The organism is Natrinema pallidum, assembly GCF_005890195.1.
GTDB classification, from domain to species: Archaea; Halobacteriota; Halobacteria; order Halobacteriales; family Natrialbaceae; genus Natrinema; species Natrinema pallidum.
In genome coordinates, this window is sequence record NZ_CP040637.1 from 1,031,418 (window position 1) to 1,055,350 (window position 23,933).

A 23,933-nucleotide genomic window follows, 5' to 3' on the forward strand; every position below is an offset into this window, starting at 1 on the left:
GCGCGTACTTACGGCTGACGGTCTCGTGACTACGCGGCGACCGGTCGGTAGCGCTCCGCTTCGGAATCCGGCCACTGGCCGAGCAAGGCGCTGCCCAGTCCGTCGCGACCGGCGTGAAAGTCGAGTTGCTCCATGATACGCATCGAGGCGTCGATGTCCTCGAAGATGTAGGCGACGGCTCCCGCGTCCGGCCGACGTGTTCGATATTTCGCGTTCGAAACGAGAGCAGTGTGACTCGAGATGACGGATCGGGAGAGCACACTGCTTTTCCCCGATCCGATCCAACGAGTCGGTATGAGTGCACGCAACGACGTCGCCCCCAGCACGATCGGCGTCGATTTCGTCGACGGTGGCGTGGTCGTCGAGTACCACGACGGTCGAGAGGTGTTCTACCACGGCCCTCCCGAACCCGTCGAGGGGCCGCTAACGACCCCCCCGGGGAAGGAGGTCCACGTCCTCGTCACCGATCCCGACGGCGTCGAGGGCGTCATGACCTACGTTAACGACCGGAACACGCACGACGACATCCTCGAGACGACCGGCGTCGGTCGCGTCATGCTCGACCGCGACGACGAGACGGAACTGTTCCCGGGCATCACCGTCGCGACGGAGGCGTATTCGATCCGCGTCGACGCCGACCGCTCGGTCGTCGACGGGCGGGTGTTCGTCTTCGCCGAGGACGAGATGAGCGAACACGCCTACGAACTCGTCGAGGGGACGGACTAATGCCGCTGCAAAAACCCTGGCGTGACCTCGAGCGAGAAACGGTCGCCGCCGCGCCGGATCGGCCCGGCGTCTACGAACTCGGCGACGGGTCGGGGACGGTACTGGCGATCGATCACGGCGTCCTCCGGGACGAACTCAAGAGCGCGCTAGCCTATGGGGACGGCGACCGCGTCCGCTGGACGGAGACCCACACGCTCGAGGAGGCCGGCGAACTCGCGGCCGAGCACCGCGACCGACTCGAGTAACCGCTGCCGGATGTCCGTCGGACCGGAGCCGTCACACCGCTTTTCGTGTGCCGCAGCATCGGACTGCTCGTCGAAGAGACGCCGGCAGGTTTCACAACTCGTCCCAGGTGGTGTCGTCGTGCTCCGTCTGGACAACCATGGGAGACGGTGGATACGGACGAGAACAGGCGTTTCTCCGGGCACCGTCGCCGTCGGTCGGGGCGTCGGCCCGGACCGCTCGCGATCAGGCGTCGAGTTCGGTGAGCTCTTCGACGGCCGGGATCTGCTCGCTCGCGGAGGTGATCTGTTGCATTCGCTGTTCGTGTTTCGTGTACGCGTAGTCGGCCAGATCGGCGGGGTTCGGGCCGGGGCCGTCCTCGGAACTGGCCCCCTCGTCGCCCGCGATACTCTCTTGGACGAGCGGCACCAGTTCGTCGATCGTCTCGCGGAGGAGGGCCGGCTCGACCGCGCCGTCGCTGACGAGTCCCTTGAGTTTCGCCATCCCGAAGCCGACGTGACGGCCCTCGTCGCTGCGAATCAGTTTGAGCCCCTCGACCAGCCCCGGCAGATCGGGCAGGTCGGGCTCGTTCTCACCGTAGGCGAGGGTGAGCCCGTAGTAGCCGGTCTGGGCCAGAATCCCCTCGATCGTCAGGTGATAGTGACAGTATGCGCGCGCTCGAGTTTCGGCCGTATCCTCCTCGAGCAGCCGTGCCATCGCCCGCTCGTTGCGCTCGAACAGTTCGTCGTAGGGTTCGTTGAACCACCGCTCGTCGGTCGGCGAGGAGCGTTCCTGCCCGCGTCGGTCCTCTTCGGCGTGGATCACGTCGCGCCAGTAGCGATCGAAGAAGTCGGTGTGTTTCGACTCCTCGTAGAGCTGGGTCGTGATGAACATCTGATCGTCGATGTCCCCCAGCACGATCGCCAGCGGCGCGAGGTCCTCGGTCACCGACTGCTCGCCCGCACCGAACAGCGCGAGCGACTGCTTGAGGCCCGTGAAAGCGGAATCGGGGAGCTCGGCGACGCCCTCGAGATCCGCCTCGAGATCGATCTCGTGGGGGTCCCAGTGTTTCTCGACCGCGTTTCGGTAGTAGTTGTGCGATCGAATCGTCGTATCGAGTTGCATCGCGGGGTGGTCGTTGACGGCCATACTCACCCGAACATATGCGTCGCAGTCCGATGAGCTTATATCTCATCCAGTAGGGCCTTTATATACTCTCCCATCGAAGGACCGCTATGGGACTCATCGCCGAGTTTCAGCTCAACTCCCCCGACCTCCCGTTGACGGACGCGGTAGCGGCCGTCCCGGACGTCACGCTCTACATCGAGCGGATACTCGTCATCGATCCCGATCGACCGGTCGTCCTCTGCCGTGCGGTCGAGGCCGACGACGGGTTTCTCGAGGCGCTCGCGGCGGACCCGACGGTCGACACGTACACGACGATAGACGACGGTAACGGGGAGGGAAGTGCGATGTACCGCATCAAATTGCGGAACCCGCCGCTCCCGATCTACCGGAAGTACGTCGAACTGGGGACTACCCCGCTGGGAGGCATCGTTACTGTCGACGGTTGGTGGGGGCGGGCCCGGTTTCCCGACCGGGACGCGCTCGCGGAGTATCGCGCGTTCTGTACGGACCGCGGCGGGACGTTCAAACTCGAGCGACTCACCCGCGAGTCGTCGACCGATGACCCGCCGTTCGGTCTCACCGACGAACAGTACGAGGCGCTCGTCACGGCCCACGAAGCGGGCTACTTCGCGGTCCCGCGGGAGGCCTCGACCGAAGTCGTCGGCGATCGACTCGGTATTTCGGCACCGTCGGCCTCCGAGCGATTGCGACGCGGGATCGATCGCTTACTCGAGAACGCCCTGTAACCCGTGGCCGGTTCCTGTCCCGAACGGGCGGCGACGGGAAACTGCCGGAGAGGGCAATTCTCAAGGCGACTGGCCCGAAAGGAACGCGTATGAGTTCGTCGGAATCGGACGGCGTGACGCTGTCGGTCCGCGCTGCGGAGAAAGGTGACGCCGGCCGGGGAGTCGCACGGATTCCCGAACCGACGCGTCGCCAGCTCGGTATCCTGAGCGGCGACACCGTCGTGATCGAGGGCGCGGAGACGACGGTCGCAAAGATGTGGCCCGCCGACCAGTCGGTCCCCGAGACCGCCATCCAGATCGACGGGGACACGCGTGCGAACGCCGGCGTCCACGTCGGGGACACGGTTGCCGTCCGTGCGAAGGACAAGTCGACCATTACCGACGCCGACCGGGTCACGCTGATCGCGCCACCGGGACTGCCCGACCGCCAACGACGAGCCGCCGAGAACGAAGCGACGGAAAAACTACGAAACCGACCGGTCCGTGCCGGTGAACAGGTACGGATCGAAGGGATCGACCAACAGCCGTTCAGGGTCACCGACACCGATCCCGACGGCGACGTTCGAATCACGACCGCGACGACGGTTCGGATCGTCGATGCCGAGGCGGGACCGGGCGGCATCGCGAGTTCGAGCGGCTCCGGGACGATCGATCGCGGTCGCGGCTCGACCGATTCGTCGGGGACGGCAGTCACCGCCGACGCCGGTTCCGAGGGCGGCATCGACGGCCCCGGGCCGAGTTCCGGCGTCACCTACGAGGACATCGGCGGATTGGACGAGGAACTCGAACTCGTCCGCGAGATGATCGAGCTTCCGCTGTCCGAGCCGGACCTGTTCCGCCGGCTCGGCGTCGAGCCCCCGTCGGGCGTCCTGCTGTACGGCCCGCCTGGGACTGGCAAGACGCTGATCGCCCGCGCGGTGGCCAACGAGGTCGACGCCAATTTCGAGACGATCTCCGGGCCGGAGATCATGTCGAAGTACAAAGGCGAAAGCGAGGAGCGGCTCCGCGACGTGTTCGAGACCGCCGAGGCGAACGCACCGACGATCGTCTTCTTCGACGAGATCGACTCGATCGCCGGCACGCGCGACGACGATGGCGACGCCGAAAATCGGATCGTCGGCCAGCTGTTGACCCTGATGGACGGCCTCGACGCTCGCGGCGAGGTGATCGTCATCGGCGCGACCAATCGCGTCGATACGATCGACCCCGCGCTCCGTCGGGGCGGCCGCTTCGACCGCGAGATCCAGATCGGCGTCCCCGACGAGGACGGTCGCCGCGAGATCCTCGAGGTCCACACCCGCGGCATGCCCCTCGCCGACGACGTCGATGTCGATACGATCGCGCGACGGACTCACGGCTTCGTCGGTGCGGACCTGGACGCCGTCGCGAGCGAGGCCGCGATGGCCGCGATCCGCGACCGGCCGACCGAGACCGACGAGCGTCGTGACTGGAGCCGGAACCCGACGGTCCGGAAAACGCACTTCGATGCCGCGCTCGCGTCCGTCGAGCCGTCCGCGATGCGCGAGTACGTCGCCGAGTCGCCGACCACCGACTTCTCCGATGTCGGCGGGCTTTCGGAGGCGAAACAGACGCTCCGGGAGTCCGTCGAGTGGCCGCTGACCTACGACCGACTCTTCGAAGAGACCAACACCGAGCCGCCCTCCGGCGTCCTGCTGTACGGCCCGCCGGGGACCGGCAAGACGCTGCTCGCCCGCGCGCTGGCGGGCGAAACGGACGTCAACTTCGTCCGCGTCGACGGTCCCGAGATCGTCGATCGCTACGTCGGCGAGTCGGAAAAGGCGATCCGCGAGGTGTTCGAACGCGCCCGCCAGTCGGCCCCGTCGATCGTCTTCTTCGACGAGATCGACGCGATCACGGCCGCCCGCGGCGAGGGCCAAGAGGTCACCGAACGCGTCGTCTCACAGCTGTTGACCGAACTCGACGGGATGCGGGAAAACCCCAACCTCGTCGTGCTGGCCGCGACCAACCGCAAGGACCAGATCGATCCCGCCCTGTTGCGCCCCGGCCGGCTCGACACCCACGTCTTCGTCGGCGAGCCCGATCTCGAGGCTCGAGAGAAGATCATCGGGGTCCACACCGAAGGGAAACCGCTGGCCGACGACATCGATCTCGGCGATCTCGCGGCCGAACTCGAGGGGTACACCGGTGCCGATCTCGAGGCGCTGGTCAGGAACGCCTCGATGCGAGCGATCCGCGAGGTCGCCGACGAGTACGGACCCGAGGCGGCGAACGAACGGGCGTCGGAGGTCGTCGTCGACCGCCGGCACCTCGAGGCCGCGCGGGAGGAAATGGACACAGTATAAGCCGGTGGTGGATGGTGGGCGACCGGATCGGCGTCGAAGAACCGATCACGTTCCCGTGACACCAACTGCTGCGAGGACGTCCGTTGGACGCCACGCGAACGCTCAGCCGAGGGTGATCGACTCGGCTTGGCCAGCGAACACAGTGGCCGCCGTCGCTGACGATCGTGACGCTACCGAGTCGGACGCGGATCGCTGGCTATCGGCGCTCAAGAGAAGTCCCCGCCGAAAACGAAACGCACCACCCAGGGCCGGGGTGGTCGACGACTGCGACTACTGGAATCCGATGCGACTCCCGCGACGACCCGTCGGATCGGGGCCGCTCGTGCCGCCCTGGAACTCCTCTTCGATCTGCTCGTAGTAGTCGAGGATATCGTCGGTGATCGTCGGCCGGACGTTCTCCATAGCCTGCCGGAAGTGACGCATCTCGACGATATCGGCCTCCTCGTCCTCGCGCAGGGCTTCGATCGCCGCCTCGCGGGCGATCGACTCGAGGTCGCTGCCGACGTAGCCGTCCGTGATCTCGGCGATCTCGCGCAGCGTGACGTCCGCGGCCAGCGGCGTGTTCTCGGTGTGGATCTCGAGGATGCGTTCGCGGCCGTCGACGTCGGGTTCGCCGATCATGACGAGTCGATCGAAGCGCCCCGAGCGCAGTAGTGCGGGGTCGATCATGTCTGGGCGGTTGGTCGCGCCGATGACCATCACGTCGCCCATCTCCTCTAACCCGTCGAGTTCGGTCAGGAGCTGGTTGACGACCCGTTCGGAGACGTTCGAACCGGTTTCACCGCCCCGGCCCGGCGCGAGCGCGTCGAGTTCGTCGAAGAAGATCACCGTCGGCGAGACCTGGCGGGCCTTGCGGAAGGTCTGGCGGATGGCTTTCTCCGACTCGCCGACCCACTTGCTGAGGAGCTGCGGGCCGCGCACCGAGATGAAGTTCGCGTTGGTCTCGTTGGCGACGGCTTTCGCCATCAGCGTCTTCCCGGTCCCCGGCGGGCCGTACAGCAACACTCCGGCCGGCGGATCGACGCCCAGCCGGTCGAACCGCTCGGGGCTCGAGAGGGGCCACTCGACGGATTCCTGGACCTGATCCTTGGCGTCCTGGAGTCCGCCGACGTCGTCCCACGAGATCTTCGGGAGTTCGACCAGCACCTCCCGCATCGCGCTCGGTTCGACCTCGTTGAGCGCGCCCCGGAAGTCCTCGCGTTTGACGATCATCCGGTCGATCAGGCTCGGCGGGATATCCTCCTCGTCGAGATCGATTTCGGGGAGGTAGCGCCGGAGCGCCTTCATCGCGGCCTCCTTGGTGAGGCTCTCGATGTCGGCCCCGACGAAGCCGTGGGTCTCGTCGGCGAGGTGGCCGAGACTGACATCGTCCGAGAGGGGCATGCCGCGGGTGTGGATCTGGAGGATCTCCTCGCGGCCCGTTTCGTCGGGGACGCCGATCTCGATCTCGCGGTCGAAGCGGCCGGGACGGCGCAGCGCCGGATCGACGCTGTCGACGCGGTTGGTCGCCGCGATGACGATGACCTGGCCCCGGGACTCGAGGCCGTCCATCATCGTCAGCAGCTGGGCGACGACCCGTCGCTCGACCTCGCCGGTGACGTCTTCGCGTTTCGGCGCGATGGAGTCGAGTTCGTCGATGAAGATGATCGACGGCGACTCCTCGGTGGCGTCCTCGAAGATCTCCCGGAGTTGCTGTTCGGACTCGCCGTAGTACTTCGAGATGATCTCCGGCCCGGCGATAGAGAAGAAACTGGCGGAGGTCTCGTTGGCGACCGCTTTGGCCAGCAGGGTCTTCCCGGTGCCCGGCGGCCCGTGGAGGAGCACGCCCTGTGGCGGCTCGATGCCGAGCTTCTTGAAGATCTGCGGGTGTTTCATCGGGAGCTCCACCATCTCCCTGACCCGTTGGATCTCGTTTTGGAGGCCGCCGATGTCCTCGTAGGTGATGCCGCCGCCGGTCTTCTCGAAGCCCGAGATGGGCTCCTCGCGGAGTTCGACGTCGGTATCTTCAGTGATGAGGACCACTCCCTCGGGTTCGGTCTCGACGGCGATCAGCGGGATCGCCTGGCCCGGCGACCGCATGAACGGATGGTTCGTCGAGGACATCACCGGAACGATGTCGCGACCGACGACCGGCCGCTTGAGGATCTGCCGTTTCACCATGCCGGCGGCGTCGGAACCGAACTGCACCGACGCCTCCTCGGGCGGTGCGAGCACCAGTTTGTCGGCTTTCGTCGCTTCCGCCTTCCGGATGGTCACCCGTTCGCCGATACCGACATCGGCGTTTTGTCGGGTGAACCCGTCGATACGGACGGTGTCCGTGTTCCAGTCCTGCCGGTCTGCACGCCAGACTTTCGCAGCAGTCGTATCTGCACCCTCGATCTCGATGATGTCGCCCGGACTCAGCTTCAGATGCAACAGCGTGTCCGGGTCGAGTCGGGCGATACCACGACCCGAGTCGTTCGGGTACGCCTTCGCAACCTCCAGTTGAACTTCGTTCATATTTTAGGGACGGCGATGTCAATGACTCCGATTCGTGCGCGGATAGGCTTTTTGCTAGTGTGAGTCATTTCCTGTGCTAGTAGCTATCACACACAGGTAGGACCGGACGTTACAAAGATGTACCGGCCTCGGTTGGTTTTGGCCCTTTCGGGACCGGCCGAATGCGACGGGGAGAGTGGCTTTTGGGTCTTCGCGAACGGAGCGACACACGACTCCTCGCTTTCGACGGTCGAATGGGTACCAGCGGCGACATGCTCATCGCCGGGTTTCTCGACGCCGGTGCCGACCCCTTGCCCTCGAGACCACCCTCGATGACGCATTCCCCGAGGTGCTGAACGGACGGGACGGTCGCGGACGCGGGCACACGGGACGTAGCTGTACCGATGCAGAAGCCACGGCTCGGCCACTCGTGACGGGTATCTGCGAGCCTGCCGATCGAGAGCACGGAAGCGGCCGTCGAGCGCGGGCCGACCGACTCGTCTCGTCGGCGGTCGAAAAAGCGATATCGCGATGGAGGGGCTCCTCAGCCGAGGAGGAGTCCGACCAGGTCAGCAATCGCGGACGACGTCTGAGTTTCCGAGTCGGTCGTCGAGTCGACGATTCCGTCGACAGCCTCGTCGATCGTCTCGTCGTCGGGGACCTCGTACTCGTCGTCGCCATCAGTTTCCTCACCGTCGTCAGCGTTGTCGTCTTCGCCGTCCTCGCCATCGCCGTCCTCGCTATCGCCGTCATCATCGGCGAAGTCACACGCCGTCGCCGTGCCGGTGAACGGATAGGTGCTCGAGTCGACCGCGTAGTCGCACGTCTCACCGCCGGCGGTGACGCGGACCAGATCCGGGTGGTCGCTGCCGACGTACCCTTCGTACGTCCACTCGACTTCGACCGGGCCGTCGTCGGTGTACTCCGTGGGGATCAGGGAGACATCGTCGTTGCCGTCCAGTTTTTCGATCACGAACTCGTCGCCGGTCCACGTCGCCTTGGCGAACTGCTCGAGATCGCCATCGTCGTTGTAAAACGTGATGGAGTCGATCGCGTCCGCGTCGGTGTTTTCGTTCTGGCCTGCGGTTGCCGTGCCGGCAACACCTGCAACCATCATGCTTCCGACGAGGGCGACTGTCAACAGTGCAGTGAATATCCGTTTCATAGTTTCCTGAAGCTCGGATGATCACACACGGAGTCGAACGCTGCCCGATGGGACACGGGTTGTCACGGCTCACCGCATCGCGCGTCGGCCGTGACTCGCTTTTCCATGCGGATCACCCGTCGAAATCGACCGTGTACGGCCATATGAAGGCGAAACACCGTTCAAACTGATAGTCGATATCTAAATTGTGTGTCTGAGAAGATTGTATAAAATCGGCGAAACTAAATCGTTTCAACGTGTAAGAATCGGTATTGTAGAACGGAGTTAGGGGGCTGATATACCGCTGCGACCGAATTACAGCGCTCGTATCAGCTTCGCCGATCATATCACGAATATCATAATTCAGGAAGGCGGAGAGCGAGTCGGTCGCTTGCCGATCGGACGGCTCCCGACGGAACGACCACGTACCCCGGCAACGGCCGCCGTTGTTACGGTTTTCGACCGATTCGAAGCGAGGGCTCGAGACGAAAATCGTCGTCTCGCCGTCGCCATCGGGACCCGCTGGTCGATCGCGGCGAGCCGAACGCCGACCTACTACCGACAGTCCCTAACGACGACCTTCCGTTTCGTCGGCCGGTCTACTCCCGGGGCGGACCGGTGGCGGACTGGGATCGCGGTGTGCCTACCGACGGCCGCGACCGTTCGGTAGGAGCGACCGCTTCGAGTGTCCTGGCGGCCGGGCTGGGGCCACCAGCGCTCCGATTCGTGAGATCGGCGTCATCGAACCGCTCTGTACAGGGGGTCTACGAATCACTCCCGACTGGTGGCACGCGGTGGCGCGCGTTGTCGACTACCCGGGGGAGACCGAGGGCAGTCGACGACAGCGTGCGAGGCGTTGGCAGCGCGTGCTCCGGCGGTGGCTGAGCGAGCGAATCGGCTGGGAAGGGGAAGGACGCGGTCACTCCCTGCCCCGAGGGTCGGACGCTTCGCTCCCGTCAGTCCCAGTTACACACCACGCTCGAGACGCTGGCAGTTCGCCACGCGATCCACTGCTGGTTCCGCCGTGGAGGACGGTGTGCCGATCGGAGACGACTGGACTCGAGCGCCGAGCCCCGATTACTCGTCGCTGCGGTCGGTCTCGCGGTGGCTGCCGCTGTCAGTCTCGCGGTGGAGCAGCCCAGGTGCGACCGAACAGCCACAGGGCCTGACGACGCCAGTATGGGGGCCGGTCGATGTCAGCGCGGTAATGGGCTGCCCGCAACTGGGACACGAGAGCAGCGCCGAGTCGTCCATTCGGCCGTCGTCGCCATCTCCCGTCCCCTCGCTACACATCGCGAACGCACCTCCCGATCGAACGCGGCGTCGACACTGGTCGCGTCGGGCGGTTCTGCCGTCGTGCGGGACGTTTATATCCCGGTAGAATCAACGTAATCATGCTTCGGAACCCTCGCGGGTTTGGAAGCGAGTCTCGGGTGCTATGACCACCCGGGGCATTTCGATACGCCCCCTTGCCGCTGGAGACCGGCTTCCGGTTTTCAGTTTGATGGGTTGTCACTTATATCTACTGTTAACGCCCCGTAAGGATACCGCCTCGAGCGGCAGGGCTCGATGCGACTCCGTGACCGCGAACATGGCATCCGGAGTCGCCGTCACTCGGCCTCGAGTCGGGCCAGTCGTCTGGTCGATACGGTCGCCTAATCGACTCGAGCACAACGTATAAAAAAGCGAACGTGGAATCGGCCGGAGAGCGACCCTCTCAGCCAGCGATGAGTGCGGCCAGATTGCCGCTGAATGCGGACCCGTTGGCGGTCTGCCCGTTATTGTTGGACGCGTCGACCGACTGTTCCAGCGTCTGATTGATCGTTTGGTCGCCGGTAGAGCCGTCGATGGTGACGCCACCAGTGCCACCGTTATCGCCGTTGCCGTCGGTCGAACACACGGACACCGTTCCGCTAACGGGGAGATCAGGTGCACCGGTCACCTCAGGGACAGTGAAGTCACACGTCTGCCCGTTCGACGCGACAGTTGCAGTGGTCGGGGCCTGTCCAGGCGGCAGCCCATCGTTGAGGGTATACGTCGCTTCGATCGGTTCTCCCTGCTCGTTGAACGCAGTCGCGGTCACGGTGATATCACCCACTTCGACCGACTGGATGGAGTCGATAAGGACGAACTCGTCTCCGTCCCATTCGAACACGGCGACTGGGTTCGGTCCTTCCGATTGGGTGAACGTGACGGTCTGAATACCCGGCTGGGTCCCGTCAGCACCGTTATCGCCGCCATCCATCACGCGCTCGTTGAAGTCAACGTCGACCCCGGTCGCGTTCTGATCGGCGAACTGGAGCGCGTTCTGTTCGATCTGGTTCACCTGGGAAACGTCTTGTCCCTGCTCGATGTTCGTCTCTGCGATCCCCAGGTCACCGATCCGCTTGTCGTCGTCGTCGTCGTGATGCTCACCACCTGCAGCTGCCGTTCCTGCAAAGCCCATGACCGCCAGGCTTCCAATTAACGCGAGCGTCAGTAGTACCGTGGATGTTCGTCTCATAGTTAGGTTGCTGTGTTCGTCTGGGCGAGCGCACCGTGTACAAGCGGGCCCTTCGATAGGACACGGATCGTTTCGATCACTCCACCACTCCGTCGTTCTTTGACTGCGAATGCCCGCGTATCACGATGCGTCACCTGGTCGATCCCGACCGCAGTGTTCCATATGAAGGCTGAATACCGTTCAGAACCCTACTCCTGCCCTACAGTGTACCGCTCGAGCGTTCTCCGAAACTACTGCCAGTAGCTGTTTTTTAGTAGCCGATACGGAATATCAACTCGTTGTCCCCAATCCGATGGGGGCAGAGACGGATATAACCTGTCTCTGCGTCCGAATTTGAGCACAACGTACTTGCCGGCCATATTCGCCACCGGCGAATAGCATCTCACTACTGCTGTTCGAGATCAACGGTACAACCCGTCAGAACACCACGGAACGGAAACCAGTACGACCCTGGATATGTACTGTTCGATGAAGCAGCCTCACGATACCCGAGTTGGGCGGCAGGGGACTCACGCGGAATCGCAACCGATTACGGACCGGTACCGCTGACAACGGATATGACTGGACGATTTGCGTGAAGAACTTCGGGAAGCCGGCGTTCGGCTACTGATCAACCACCGTGAGTGTCATCCACTTGATTTGGCGGACAACGGTCGGCATAATGATGTCACCCATCATCACCGAGCAGTAGTTGAGGCCGTCTTCGTTGCGCTCAAGCAGCGGGACAGTGACACGCTCCGGTCTCGGACATGGTTCGGACAGTTCCGGACCGTATTCTAAAAGCGGCTGTGAGGAATATCGAACCGCCTTCCTGATTTCGGTTAGCATCGACTGAACCGATCAAGACGAAGCCTGCTGATCTGTAACCGTTCTGTAGAGTACGAAATAGCAGGCTGGAATCAGAACACCTGTCAGACCCAGTCCGAGGAGTATCGGAGTGATTCCCGTCGGGTCCGGACTCAGCATGAATGAGATTGAAACCCCGACAAACAACGCAAGCACGACCGAGATCGCCCCTCTCACGATAGTCTCCATAGTTAGCAGTCTTGTTGAGAATTCAATAAGCGCGGTGATTCCTGCGCCGGTAATCCAATTAACCCGACAGACCGATTCGTCGGGTCAAGTGCGTGGAACGCATTGTTGTTCCGCGTCTAAACAAGCCGCCACGGAACTATCGGAGTCACTGCACAACTGTCGTGCAATCGGGTGTGCAGTGGCTCCGATAGACCACTCGAGGCGGTCACCAGGTCGCGACTCGAGAGCCCGTCACCCAAATACGGACCGAGGAGACCGGAACGGTGAGCGATCTGATGCACTCGAGATCAAGGCGGCGAGTACGAGCACCGTGACGATCGCGGGCAGGGCGGTCGACGAGGGCGACTGCAGAAGCGCGTCGTACGACGGTGGGTGGTCGGTTCGAGACGGGTTGCACGGCGAACGCGCAGTCGTCGCCCGTAACACCCAGTGGCGATCGACGCCGCAGCTCGCCGCCGATATCTTCGCTCTTCGCTCTCTCGAGGTGGACAACAGTAGTCTCTCCGCTAGACTCCAAAAATAAAAGCGTACGCTGTTGCTAACGTGGGCTGCTATCCTTAAGTGATGAGATTTGCCGGGAAGTCAACGTCGACGTCGATCCCGGTCGCATTGGCGTCGTTGTCGTTGGCCTGGTTCGCGGAGATCGTGTACACGTCGTCAACGACGTTGACGTTGTTCTGGTCGACGTCTTGGTTCTGGAGCGCAACAGTCTTCGAGTAGCTTTCGTCCGAACTGGCGAACGATGCTGCGATCTGGGTCTGTGAGTTGCTGTTACTCTGATCGTTGTTTATGGTCGTCGTCGCGTCCGAGTCCTGATCGATATCCACGGAGGAATTAACGTCTTGATTGAACTCCGGCTGTGCCGCTGCTGTTCCGGCGAACCCCATGAAAGCGAGGCCGCCGATCAGTGCTACCGTCAGTGCGAGCGTGAGTGTGCGTTTCATAGTGGATTGCGGTCACCGCTGTGCAGTCGGGCACCACGCGTCTAACCACACCGGAGCGCATCCATACGGGAGGACACTCCTCGTCAGGCGGCGCTGTCGCTGGTCGCGAACAGGCAGCCTTCTCCCGGTAGCGTCCCGATATGGCGCGTTGCCCGGTCGCTACTCATCACAGGGACCCATTTGAACCCGGCAAACGGTTTCGGACCGAATAGCGGCATTAGAGCACCTGATTGGGGTGGCTATCGTCTCAGGTGGACCGTTCAGCGGCCGGCAGTCGAGTACTTGTCCTCGTTTCGAGGACGTTATCGGGTGTGTCTCCTCTCCGTCGCGTTCGACCGCCTCGGGACCGAGATCACTCCCTGTGAAATGATCGGTACGCGACTCTTGTGCGCTAATATTCGAATTCGGCGGCCGAAACGGTCCACGTATCGTGAGCGTTCGCTTCGGTTTGATTCGGCACGGTTACGACCGCCTTCGTTTGCGATAAGATGCTTTCGGTTGCGGAACCGTGGGCCGGTATCCGATCGAGAAGCCGCCGATTTCCACGGATAAGCAGCGGCCTTCGAATCCATAGGCCGCTTCATACTGCCGCCAACCTGTCGATAACAAAGGGACTCATGCGGATAGGATGGTTTGCATCGCAGAGATTCAGAAACAAACGACCATCACGATACAGATCACACGATCAATGACAACCACTACAACGAGACGCTCACGAACTACGACACTCTTTCTGTCCTGTATGATCGCCCTGTCGATGGTCGCGGCCGGCGTGCCGGCTGCGACCGCAGGCGGAGAGGGTGAGTTGGATGCCGGAACGGTACACGCACTCGAGGAGGGTGAGGAACTCTATCTCGTGTTCGGTGCCGATTTGAGCGACCAGTCGCTCGAGGAGTACGTCGACGAACACGCGGACGACTCGAGTAATGCCGATACCGAGATCGTTCAATACCAGGACGTCGATCAGGTCAACATCAACGAGCAAGGCTCTGCGGTGTCGATCGCGATCGACGGCGGCGAGGCAACCGCCATCCAGGAATCGAACCAGGAGAACGATAACGTCCAGAGCGGCGAGGCGATCTCCAAGAGCGGGAGCGTAGAGACCGCGACAACCCAGTTCGAGAACGTCGGCGATGTCAACATCATTATCGGCAACGGCGGCGACCAGCAGTTCGATGGCTGGGGGGTCAAGGACAAGAAGGGCGATGAGACGATCACACAGGAAGCGGTTGCCAGCGTTGCCCAGTCCCAGACGGTCGGGCAGGTCAACTACAACAACCAGAGCACCGCCTTCGCCTTCGCGATGGACGACAGCGATGCGACCGCGCTCCAGCAGTCCTACCAGCGAAACGAGAACCTCCAGGAGGGGATGGCCAACGCCTCGAACGTCTACCTCGGTGACGGCAAAGTCGGGCACAAGAAGGACAAGTCGGGTGACCACGGCGCTGGCTCGAGCACGGGCCAGGACGCCGACGCGCTGCTCGAGCAGTCACAGGACGTCGTCCAGGAGAACGTCAACGAACAGGGCGGTGCGGTCGCCATCGCCATCGGCGAGAACAGTACCGCCACGGCGATCCAGTTCACCGACCAGAGCAACCTCAACGAACAGATCGGAAGCGTCGACGCCTCGAACCTGATGGCAACGGCCACCGGAATGAACGTCGCGACCGCGGGCAATGTCAGCGGTGACATCCTCTCGACCGAGACCGACGTCGGCGAACCGGACAAGGAGGACAAGAAAGACGGGATCGACGGCGAACAGGTCGCGACCGCCGGCGTCGCTCAGGAGCAGGCGGTCGAACAGCGAAACATCAACCTGCAAAACACCGCACTGGCCATCGCACAGAACGGTAGCGAATCCACCGCGATTCAGCTGGCCTACCAGCAAAACTACAACGCACAGGTCGGCTACGCCGACGCCATCAACGTCTACGCGAGCCCCGGCTACGTCACCGACGACGTTACCCGGACCTCGAGTACGACCGTGACGGTCGACGGCAACGCGGGCGAGGCTATCCCCGGCGCGTCGTACGACTACGCCGGTACCGCGAACCAGACGAACGACGCCGAGCAGACCGCGAGCGCGGCGATCGTGCAGAGCCAACTCATCACGCAGGAGAACCTCAACGAGCAACACACCGCCGTCGCGGTCGCCGAAGACGGCGGCAGTGCCGGTAGCTCACAGATCAGCCTGCAGGAGAACGAGAACGTCCAGCTCACGTCCGTCGCGTCGACGAACGTCTGGGCCGGCGCGTAACGCATTCCAGTCCGTCACACGGCCGACGTTCGGCCACCGTGACCGACGACCTTCGTTTCTTTCGACCTCACCCGACGTCATCGAGCGGCGCGTCCCGTCGTGCGACGGATGCGAGTCTATCATCGAGAACGGCCGCGCAGCCGGGACGGGACCCGACTACGACTCGTCCGGGTCGTCCGGTGGTGCCGATCCGTCCCCGTCGTCTCGATGTTCGGCGAGGGCTTCGTCGACGGTCAGGTCACCGGCGGCGACACGCCGGGCGAGCACCTCGTCGATCGCCCGGTTGTGTTCGCTTCGCTCGCGCGAGCGGTCCTTGATGACCTGCAGTTCCCCCTCCGTCGGTTCGATCTCGCGTGCGTCGACGACCTCCCCCTCGAGCCGGGCGATGTTGACCGCCGCCAGCACGTCGCCCATGCCCCGCGCGCCCGTGCCGAGATAGGGGGTCGTCCCCGTCTCGTCGACGAGTTCGACCTGCACGGTATCGAGTTCGTTGACCAGTTTCGCGCTCTCGAGGCGGGAGCCGTCGCCGATCCGGACGAGGGGCGACGGGGCCTCGGCGGCCTCGCGCTGGATCACGTCGACCGCGTCGCCGAGGGGGACCTGAAACGTCGCGACGATGGTCTCGCCGGTCAGGACGGCGATCCCGGGTTCCTTTCCCGGATCGACGCCGATGACCGTCCGGCCGCCGTTGCCGCGAACCGCCGCCAGCGCCCGGTCGACAGTCCGCCGAGGGTCGTCGGGGTCGGCGACGATCGTCGGTACGTCCGCGAAGGCGTCGGCGTTATCCGCGCCGGTGACGACGACGGTTGCCTGCTCGGGAAGCGCCGTGTCGGGCTCGATAGTCGTAAACGTGGTTCCGCGGTCGCGGAGTTCGTTGACGACGCCGTGGTAGACCTCGAAGTCCGTCGTAGCGACGACGATCACGGCTCGGACTTCGCGCCGGGGGAGAATAAACGTACCCAACCCGCGAGCGGCCGCCCGTTCCGGGGCCTTTTTGCGCATCCCATCCCAACTCGAACCGTGATCGACGAGGCGATTCCGACCGGCTGTGGCCCGATCGACGAGTTGCTCGGTGGGGGGTTCGAACGCGGCACCGTCACGCAGTTGTACGGCCCGCCGGCCGCCGGAAAGACGAACCTCGCGCTGTCGGCGGCCGTGGAAACGGCCGTCGACGGCGGGACTGCGGTCTATATCGACACCGAGGGGGTGTCCGTCGACCGCTTCCAGCAGTTGCTCGAGGCAACCACCGGCCAGTCGTCTCGAGACGGGGCCGAGCCGGACGACATCGAGGCCGTCGCCTCGCGAATCGTCATCGAGGACGTACTGGACTTCGAGGAACAGGCCGAAGCCGTCCGCGACGCCGAGGAGTTCGCCGAGCGCGCGGACCTGATCGTGGTGGACAGCGCGACCGGCTTCTACCGCCTCGAGCGCACCGCAGACGGTGACGAGGGCGAGGCGCTCCGGAGCGTCACCCGGCAGGTGACGCATTTGCTCTCGCTGGCCCGAAAACACGATCTCGCGGTCGTCCTGACCAACCAGGTCTTCGCCGATCCCGATTCGGATCGGACCAAGGGACTCGGCGGCAACACCCTGGAACACTGGACCGGAACGGTCGTCCGCCTCGAGCGCTTCCGCGCCGGGAAGCGACGCGCGACACTGGAGAAACACCGCTCGAAGCCCGCCGGAGAATCGGCACAGTTCCGGATCACCGAAACCGGACTCGAGGGTGAAGACGACACGCGACGGGGCTGACACACGGTTCGGCCCGTCCCGACCGCGTTCGTTTGCCGCGGTCCGTGGTCGGATGGCAGTTCGTCCACGTTCCGGAACCGATCGGCGAGTGCGACGACCTACCGGACCCCAGTCGCTACGACCCGGTTTCCGGGTCGTCTCTCGAAAAAAAGGCGCGACCGCCGGGAGAGCCGCGAGTTCGCGCGCGGTGTGCGCCGCCTTAGATCTGGTTGAGCTTCCGCAGGAGCTGGCCGCGGTACTCCTCGTCGCTGGTGACGCCTTTGAGTTCCAAGACGTTGCGCTCGAGTTTGTCGAGCGCGACCCGGAACGAGTTCTCCGCGCCGTAGCCTTCGCCGGTGCCGGCGACCTGATCCTTGTTCGTCCGCAGGCGGATCTGACACTGCACGAGCGGCGTCCCGCGGAGCTTCTCGTTGTGCTCGTGGAAGCGGACGTGAGCGTGCATCACCTGCATGTCGGCGTACTTGTCCGCGACGTCTTCGATGCTCTGGACGATCGACTCCCGGGTGATGGTATCGAGCATCGAGATGTTCGTGATCTGGACGTCCATGTGCTCCTCCTCGGTGAACGTCAGCGCGCGCAGGACGTCCGTCTTGGTGATGACGCCGGTGACGACGCGGTCGTCGTCCGCCGGCGTGACCATCAGTCCCGCGAAATCGTTCTCGAGCATCGTCTCGACGGCGTCCTTGGCGGTGGCGTCGAGCGTCGTCGTCTCGACGGGGCTCGTCATGATGTCGTAGACCGGCACGTCGAGCAGGCGCTGGGTGTCGCCGACCCGATCGCCGGTCGTCGTCGTGTGGTTCTCCCGGATGACGAAGTCGGCGATATCGTGGGTCGTCACGACCCCGGAGAGGTAGCCGTTTTCGTTCATGATCGGCAGCCGGGAGATGCCGTGCTCGCGCAGGTGGTTGATCGCCTTCCCGATCCCGTCGTCCTCGGTGAGCGTGACCGGATCGGCGGTGTAGATGTCCTCGACGGTCAGCGTATCGAGGTTCTCCAGAACCGCCTCGAGAATGGCGTCGTCGGTAATGACACCCCAGAGGTCGCCGTGCTCGAAAACCGGCGCGACCTTGGCGTTGCTCTCGACGAGCACGCGTGCGGTCTCTCTGACGTCTTCCTGCCGGTCGACCTTGGGCGACGGCGTGCTTCGGCTCGGTTTGGTGAGTGCCGCGACCTTGGCGTCGTCCTCGACGTGGGATTGGAGGATCTCCCGCTCGCTGATGACGCCCTCGTACTCCCCGTCGTCGGTGACGATGATTCCCTTGGGGTTGCCGTTCTCGAACATCGAACGGACCTTCCCCATGCGTGTTCCGACGTCGACTTCGATGTACTCCGTGGTGGCGATATCAGCGATATTCATCCTTCTAGGAGTAGCTACTGTCGCAGAGGTATTTAAGGTACTGCCCGTTTTATCGATGGGGGAGCACCCAGGGGGTTTTTGTACTAGCCGTTGAATCGGCGGCCGATGCTCGATATCAGCGTCTTCGGTCGCTACACCTACCTCCTCACGGAGGTGGTCTGGGGTACCGTCGCCGCCCTCCTGTTACGTCGCGCGAACGCGCTTCGGAAGGCGGCGGTGACCGTCCTCGCGCTCTACCCGATCGCCTACGTCTGGGACCGGTACACCCTTGCCGTGGGCGTCTTCGACATCAAACTCCGGACGGGCATCGACATCGCCGGCATCCCGCTCGAGGAACACCTGTTCATGGCGGTCGTCCCCGGACTCGTCATCGGGATTCACGAGACGATCTTCGGCGACGGAGCCGCGAACTGCTGAGAGGCCCGGTTTCCGTTTTCAACGGGTCCTGTTCGCCTCGCTACGTGGACACCCTGTCTCACTTCATGTAAGCGATCGCGACTGTCTTGTACCGGGAGATCGATACGTAACCTAATGGACGGTCCGCGGCTCGCGGCGACGGCAACCGATACGGCGGAGAGCACTGACCGTGCGCTGCTTCGGGGCGTCGCGACGATTCTCGTCGCCGTCGCCCTCGTCTGCTCGCTCGCGCTCGGAACGGCGCTGTTCGCGCCCACTTTCATCGACGGCCTCGGATTCGAGGACGGACCCTCGCCCAGTTCCGAACCGCCGCCGGCCGGCGAACGCACCCCCGCGGTGACCGACTCGGACGATCCCGGGAACTCGAGTTACGAGACCGATATCGAGACGATCAGGTCCCCCACCGTCGAGGACTTCGTCCACGCCGAAATCAACGAGCGTCGGGCCGAGCACGATCTCCCCCCTCTCGAGTGGGACGGGACGGTCGCGTCCGTCGCCCGCGCCCACGCGTATGATATGGCCCAAAACGAGTACTTCGAACACACGAATCCCGACGGCGAAGGACCCTACGACCGGTTCGAGGACGTCGACAGCTACTGTCGCGGGTACGGCGAGAATATCGCCATGACGTGGGTCGATCGGCGCGTCCAGCGGCCCGACAGCAACGATGTCGTCCGCTATCAGACTGCCGAGGCCCTCGCGAACGGGCTGGTCAATCAGTGGATGAACTCCACGGACCACCGGCACGCGATCCTCGAAGCGGGCGAGACGCCCCGCTGGGATCGCGCGGGTGTCGGCGTCTACATCGCCGCGGACGGCTCCGTCTACGCGGGCCAGAACTTCTGTCGCGAGTGGTGACCATCGGTCGGACACACCGCCTCGAGCAGTGACGGAAGCAGCGCGAACGTGGAAAATAAACGACCGTCGGCACGGCAAACACGTACACGTTCTTAGCCCTGACCGTCGTATGGACCGTATGGCGTTTCCGGAGACACTCACGGCGATCTATCGGACGGCGAGCGACCGCGATATAAGCTTTCTCGCTGCCGGCTTCGCCTACTACGCGTTCGTTTCGCTGATCCCGCTCGTCTTGCTCGCGCTCGTGGTCGGATCGGTGGTCGGCGGCGAGCAAGCGGCCCAGCGGCTGATCACCGCCGCCGGTGATTTCCTCCCGGCGTCGGGCGAACAGTTAGTCACCAACGCGTTGACGACCGAATCGGGCCGTGCCGAGGCGACCGTCGTCGCGTTCCTCGTCGCTACCTGGGGTGCGCTCAAGGTCTTTCGCGGCTTGAGCCTCGCGTTCGACAACGTCTACGACGAAATCGCCGAGGACACCCTCGTCGATCAGATCAGGGACGGCCTCACCGTGATCGTCGCCGGTGCAGTCGCACTCGCCCTCATGATCGGGATCGGCGCGGCACTCCGGCTCCTCCCCGGAACCGTACCGCTCGCCGGCCTGCTCGGCTGGGTCGCGCTACTTGCGGGGCTCGTCTTCGTCTTCCTTCCGATCTACTACGTCCTCCCGCCGATTCCAGTCAGCCTCGGCGAGGCGCTCCCGGGCGCGCTCTTCGCGGCGGTCGGCTGGACGATCCTCCAGTTCGGATTCCAGCTGTACGCGTCGAACGCCGCCCAGTACGAGGCCTACGGGGCCGTCGGGGCCGTTCTCCTGTTCGTCACCTGGCTGTACTTCGCCGGCATCATCATTCTCGTCGGTGCCGTTCTCAACGTCGTCCGCGCCCAGCCGTCGCTCGCCGACTAACGCGGCCTCGGGGACGACGCCGTCTCGGTCCGTCGCGCCCTGGGAGAAGGATTATGTCCCCAGCAGCGACAGAGCATCACGATGAGCGACGAGCAATCGACCTCCACTGCGACCGACGACGCCGATGCGGCCGACGAGACCGAGTCGACGGGTAGTTCCGACCCCGGCGGCGGTCCCCAGCGCGTCGTCTCCGAGGAGAGCGTCGACGATATCCTCGAGTCGCTGGAGTCGACGCCATCGGAATCGGCGGCGTCGACCGATGCGACCGTCACGACGAGCGTCTCGAGCGAGCCGGTCACTACCGCGACCGACGACGACGGGCAACCGACGCCGGAGCCGACCGCCGAAACGGAACCCGACGACGACGGGGCGGACGAGGGAGCGAACGCCACCGACGCCGCGACGGTCGACGCGGCCGCGTCGTCGCCCCCCGACGACGCCTCGCTCGCGGACCTCGCCGCTCGCGTCGAAGACGGAACGGTCACCGGGGCGGACGTCCGCGCGTCCGAAGCCGGCGACGGTCGAGACTCGACGCCCGAGATCGACGACGTCGACCTCTCGATGGACGACCTCGAGACGAGCCACCGCAGCGGGACCGAGACCGGGAGAGCGATGCCCGACGATGCCGGCCCGCTCGCCGGCACGGTCGACCGGGATGGAGGCACCGAGACGACCGACGACGAGGCCGATAGTCCCGGACTACTCGGTCGGCTCGCGCGATTCTTCTCGAGATAACTGGCCCGATGCGGCCGCTGTCTCGGCTCGACACCGCTCGGGCCGTGGAACCGATCCGAGGGAGGGTGGTCCCGAGTCCGTTCATCGGAACAGTGATGATACCGTATTGATCAATAGTACGCAATGTCGTCGGACGACACACGTGAGTGGGCCGGGCGTCGGCAGACGACGAACCTGCTTCTCGGGACGAATATTGTGGTGCTCGCGGCCGGGTTCATTCGGCTCGGCAACGTCGGGCCGTGGCCGATACGAGTCCTCTCGGAACTCGTCCTCGTCCTTGTCATGCTCATCGCGGTGTCCCTCGTCCTCGGGAGCCTCGTGAGTCACGAGTAACATCGGTTGCGGTCACAGCACGGCTGGCCCCGTTCGAACCCGTCCACAGTCGGTCCTGCAACTCACGATCTCGCTCGCGATCGGAGAGGGGACGAGTGCTACAAACGGACACATCGCTCCGCTCGTCGCGTTAGTTCGGAAGAAGTGGGTTGGAGCAGATTTGAACTGCCGGCCTCCTCCATGTCAAGGAGGTGTCGTAACCAGACTAGACCACCAACCCTGGTTTGGCTTTCGTCCGTGGCTCGCGTCGCCACGCTTTCTGACTGCACTCGTTCGTTGCTCCCCACACCAATTGAAGGTTTCGAATCGGCCGCCGTGCGGGAGTCGGAACCACGCACCCGGTCGACACGCTTAAGACGATGTACTGATTTGGGCATTACAAGACAACTACGTACATTGGTGTGCACTATGCAGGAATACGTCGAACGAGTCACGGACGGGGAGGATCTCACGCAATCGGACGCTCGAGCGGCTTCGACGGCCGTTTTCGAGGGCGCGACGGAGGCACAGATCGGCGCGCTGCTGGCGGCACTGCGCGCGAAAGGAGAGACGGAAGCCGAGATCGCGGGCTTTGCCGAAGGGATGCGCGACGCGGCCAGAACGATCACGCCCGACCGGGAGCCGTTGGTCGATACCTGCGGCACCGGCGGTGACGATTACGATACGATCAACGTCTCGACGACGAGCGCGATCGTCGCGGCCGGTGCGGGTGTCCCGGTCGCCAAGCACGGCAACTACTCCGTTTCCTCCTCGTCGGGCAGTGCGGACGTCTTGGAGGAAGTCGGCGTCACCGTCGAAGCTGAACCGCCGGCCGTCGAGGAGGCCATCGAGGACGACGGCATCGGGTTCATGCTCGCGCCGGTGTTTCACCCGGCGATGAAGGCCGTCATCGGCCCGCGCAAGGAACTGGGCATGCGGACGATCTTCAACGTCCTCGGACCGCTCACGAACCCCGCCGGGGCGGACGCACAGGTCGTCGGCGTCTACGACCCGGACCTCGTCCCCGTGCTCGCGGATGCCCTCTCTCGCATGGCCATCGAGCGCGCGCTGGTCGTCCACGGCGCGGGAACCGACGAGATCGCAATTCACGGCGAGACGGTCGTCGCGGAGGTCGACGGCGATACCGTCACCGAATACGCGCTCGAGCCGGCCGCACTCGGTCTCGCGGAACACGACATCGCGGCCATTTCCGGCGGCTCGCCGGCGGACAACGCCGACGACATGCGCGGCATCGTCGCGGGTGACGTGACCGGCGCGAAACGCGAGGTCATCCTCGCGAACGCCGGCGCGGCGATCTACGTCGCCGGCGAGGCCCGCTCGCTCGAGGCCGGAGTCGACGCGGCCCGGGAGGCGATCGACTCCGGCGCGGCGGCCCGAAAGCTCGAGCGACTCCGCGGCGCGACGGCACGGGCGGGGGGACAATGACGCGGGTCAAGATCTGCGGACTGACCAGCGAGGCCGATCTCGAGGCCGCGATCGATGCGGGCGCGGACGCGATCGGGCTCATTTGTGACGTCTCGGTCGACACGCCCCGTGAGGTCTCGATCGAACGGGCCGCGGCGCTCGCGGCGGCCACCCCGCCGTTCGTGACGAGCGTCCTCGTGACGATGCCGGCCGGCCCCGAGGAAGCGATCGAACTGGTCGAGACGATCGAACCCGACGCGATTCAGATTCACAGCGACATCCGGACCAGCGACCTCGCGTACCTGCGCGCGAACCTCGAGACGGACCTCCTGCTCGCGGTCGACGCCGACGACGCGGCGACCGCGGAGACCTACGACGACATCGTCGACGGCCTTATCGTCGACACGCCGGGCGAGGGCGGGGGCGGCGGCACCGGACGAACCCACGACTGGGACCGGACCCGACTGGCCGCTGCCGACCTCGAGTCGCCGCTGATCCTCGCGGGCGGCTTGACGCCCGACAACGTCGGCGATGCGGTCCGCACCGTCGATCCCTTCGCGGTCGACGTCGCGAGCGGCGTGGAAAAACGCGGCGGGGTCAAAGACGCCGACGCCGTCCGATCGTTCGTCGATCGCGCCAAGAACGCCCGCAGACCGGCGGAGCCGTAAC

General features: G+C 64.4%; 23 protein-coding genes, 1 tRNA gene and 1 pseudogene. 14 read left to right on the top strand and 11 right to left on the bottom strand.

Translation table 11 applies throughout. The features are described from left to right. Positions 1–29 precede the first annotated feature (29 nt). On the bottom strand, positions 30–260 hold the full coding sequence (locus FGF80_RS04985) for a hypothetical protein (protein WP_138652572.1): 231 nt from the start codon (positions 258–260) through the stop codon (positions 30–32). A 34-nt stretch (positions 261–294) separates the two neighbouring features. Between FGF80_RS04985 and FGF80_RS04990 the strand changes: the two genes are divergently transcribed. Beyond that, the gene (locus FGF80_RS04990; protein ID WP_138652574.1) at positions 295–726 is read left to right on the top strand and encodes a DUF5796 family protein; all 432 of its coding nucleotides are present in this window, start codon (positions 295–297) and stop codon (positions 724–726) included. After that, entirely contained in the window at positions 726–971 is a 246-nt protein-coding gene (locus tag FGF80_RS04995) for a DUF7508 domain-containing protein (RefSeq protein WP_138652576.1), read from the top strand. The genes FGF80_RS04990 and FGF80_RS04995 overlap by 1 nt, the downstream gene beginning before the upstream one ends. Here the strand turns inward: FGF80_RS04995 and FGF80_RS19975 are convergent. Both FGF80_RS19975 and FGF80_RS05000 read right to left on the bottom strand, forming a co-directional pair. Next, entirely contained in the window at positions 873–1,154 is a 282-nt protein-coding gene (locus FGF80_RS19975; protein ID WP_455429712.1) for a DUF7128 family protein, read from the bottom strand. The genes FGF80_RS04995 and FGF80_RS19975 overlap by 99 nt on opposite strands. Positions 1,155–1,194: 40 nt before the next feature. After that, entirely contained in the window at positions 1,195–2,097 is a 903-nt protein-coding gene (locus FGF80_RS05000) for a ribonucleotide-diphosphate reductase subunit beta (protein WP_006184311.1), read from the bottom strand. An 86-nt stretch (positions 2,098–2,183) separates the two neighbouring features. Here FGF80_RS05000 and FGF80_RS05005 point away from each other — a divergent pair, with 86 nt between their 5' ends. After that, positions 2,184–2,822: a helix-turn-helix domain-containing protein gene (locus tag FGF80_RS05005; RefSeq protein WP_006184310.1), complete on the top strand. Its 639-nt coding sequence runs from the start codon at positions 2,184–2,186 to the stop codon at positions 2,820–2,822. 89 nt (positions 2,823–2,911) lie between these two features. Beyond that, positions 2,912–5,146, top strand: a complete 2,235-nt coding sequence (locus FGF80_RS05010; RefSeq protein ID WP_138652578.1) for an AAA family ATPase — start codon at positions 2,912–2,914, stop codon at positions 5,144–5,146. A gap of 270 nt (positions 5,147–5,416) precedes the next feature. Here the strand turns inward: FGF80_RS05010 and FGF80_RS05015 are convergent, their stop codons facing one another. The 4 genes from FGF80_RS05015 to FGF80_RS05030 all read right to left on the bottom strand — a co-directional run bounded on the left by FGF80_RS05015 (position 5,417) and on the right by FGF80_RS05030 (position 11,271). Beyond that, a complete protein-coding gene (locus FGF80_RS05015; RefSeq protein ID WP_006184308.1) occupies positions 5,417–7,645 on the bottom strand; it encodes a CDC48 family AAA ATPase in 2,229 nt (742 codons plus the stop codon). A 523-nt stretch (positions 7,646–8,168) separates the two neighbouring features. Then, positions 8,169–8,789 (bottom strand): hypothetical protein, encoded by a 621-nt coding sequence (locus FGF80_RS05020; RefSeq protein WP_138652580.1) that lies wholly within the window; start codon positions 8,787–8,789, stop codon positions 8,169–8,171. Positions 8,790–9,845: 1,056 nt separating this feature from the next. After that, complete coding sequence (locus FGF80_RS05025) at positions 9,846–10,061, bottom strand: hypothetical protein (protein WP_006184306.1); 216 nt, start codon at positions 10,059–10,061, stop codon at positions 9,846–9,848. A gap of 424 nt (positions 10,062–10,485) precedes the next feature. Next, positions 10,486–11,271: a hypothetical protein gene (locus tag FGF80_RS05030; protein WP_049907867.1), complete on the bottom strand. Its 786-nt coding sequence runs from the start codon at positions 11,269–11,271 to the stop codon at positions 10,486–10,488. A gap of 435 nt (positions 11,272–11,706) precedes the next feature. Between FGF80_RS05030 and FGF80_RS19520 the strand changes: the two are divergent. Further along, positions 11,707–12,086 (top strand): annotated as a pseudogene (locus FGF80_RS19520) (transposase); the annotation flags it as partial. 777 nt (positions 12,087–12,863) lie between these two features. Here FGF80_RS19520 and FGF80_RS05035 read toward each other — a convergent pair. Beyond that, positions 12,864–13,250, bottom strand: a complete 387-nt coding sequence (locus tag FGF80_RS05035; RefSeq protein ID WP_006184303.1) for a hypothetical protein — start codon at positions 13,248–13,250, stop codon at positions 12,864–12,866. A 742-nt stretch (positions 13,251–13,992) separates the two neighbouring features. On the opposite strand from FGF80_RS05035, the gene FGF80_RS05040 reads away from it, so the two are divergent. Next, complete coding sequence (locus tag FGF80_RS05040) at positions 13,993–15,507, top strand: hypothetical protein (protein WP_175416982.1); 1,515 nt, start codon at positions 13,993–13,995, stop codon at positions 15,505–15,507. A 156-nt stretch (positions 15,508–15,663) separates the two neighbouring features. On the opposite strand, the gene FGF80_RS05045 is transcribed toward FGF80_RS05040, so the two are convergent. Beyond that, on the bottom strand, positions 15,664–16,431 hold the full coding sequence (locus tag FGF80_RS05045; RefSeq protein WP_138652582.1) for a hypothetical protein: 768 nt from the start codon (positions 16,429–16,431) through the stop codon (positions 15,664–15,666). Between the two features lie 96 nt (positions 16,432–16,527). On the opposite strand from FGF80_RS05045, the gene radB reads away from it, so the two are divergent. Continuing rightward, the gene (gene radB, locus FGF80_RS05050; protein ID WP_006184299.1) at positions 16,528–17,259 is read left to right on the top strand and encodes a DNA repair and recombination protein RadB; all 732 of its coding nucleotides are present in this window, start codon (positions 16,528–16,530) and stop codon (positions 17,257–17,259) included. Between the two features lie 199 nt (positions 17,260–17,458). On the opposite strand, the gene FGF80_RS05055 is transcribed toward radB, so the two are convergent. Continuing rightward, positions 17,459–18,616 (bottom strand): CBS domain-containing protein, encoded by a 1,158-nt coding sequence (locus FGF80_RS05055; protein ID WP_006184298.1) that lies wholly within the window; start codon positions 18,614–18,616, stop codon positions 17,459–17,461. A 105-nt stretch (positions 18,617–18,721) separates the two neighbouring features. Between FGF80_RS05055 and FGF80_RS05060 the strand changes: the two genes are divergently transcribed. From FGF80_RS05060 to FGF80_RS05080, 5 genes are all read left to right on the top strand, one after another. Then, positions 18,722–19,033 (top strand): lycopene cyclase domain-containing protein, encoded by a 312-nt coding sequence (locus FGF80_RS05060; RefSeq protein WP_008453553.1) that lies wholly within the window; start codon positions 18,722–18,724, stop codon positions 19,031–19,033. Between the two features lie 114 nt (positions 19,034–19,147). Then, a complete protein-coding gene (locus FGF80_RS05065; RefSeq protein WP_138652584.1) occupies positions 19,148–19,891 on the top strand; it encodes a CAP domain-containing protein in 744 nt (247 codons plus the stop codon). 118 nt (positions 19,892–20,009) lie between these two features. After that, complete coding sequence (locus FGF80_RS05070; RefSeq protein ID WP_138652586.1) at positions 20,010–20,792, top strand: YihY/virulence factor BrkB family protein; 783 nt, start codon at positions 20,010–20,012, stop codon at positions 20,790–20,792. Positions 20,793–20,873: 81 nt separating this feature from the next. Further along, complete coding sequence (locus FGF80_RS05075) at positions 20,874–21,527, top strand: hypothetical protein (RefSeq protein WP_138652588.1); 654 nt, start codon at positions 20,874–20,876, stop codon at positions 21,525–21,527. Between the two features lie 123 nt (positions 21,528–21,650). Beyond that, entirely contained in the window at positions 21,651–21,860 is a 210-nt protein-coding gene (locus tag FGF80_RS05080; protein WP_138652590.1) for a hypothetical protein, read from the top strand. Positions 21,861–22,005: 145 nt separating this feature from the next. Here the strand turns inward: FGF80_RS05080 and FGF80_RS05085 are convergent. Further along, a tRNA-Val gene (locus FGF80_RS05085) sits at positions 22,006–22,080 on the bottom strand. Between the two features lie 188 nt (positions 22,081–22,268). Here FGF80_RS05085 and trpD point away from each other — a divergent pair. Beyond that, positions 22,269–23,285: an anthranilate phosphoribosyltransferase gene (gene trpD, locus FGF80_RS05090; RefSeq protein WP_006186226.1), complete on the top strand. Its 1,017-nt coding sequence runs from the start codon at positions 22,269–22,271 to the stop codon at positions 23,283–23,285. Then, on the top strand, positions 23,282–23,932 hold the full coding sequence (locus FGF80_RS05095) for a phosphoribosylanthranilate isomerase (RefSeq protein ID WP_138652592.1): 651 nt from the start codon (positions 23,282–23,284) through the stop codon (positions 23,930–23,932). The genes trpD and FGF80_RS05095 overlap by 4 nt, the downstream gene beginning before the upstream one ends. Position 23,933: the final 1 nt, after the last annotated feature.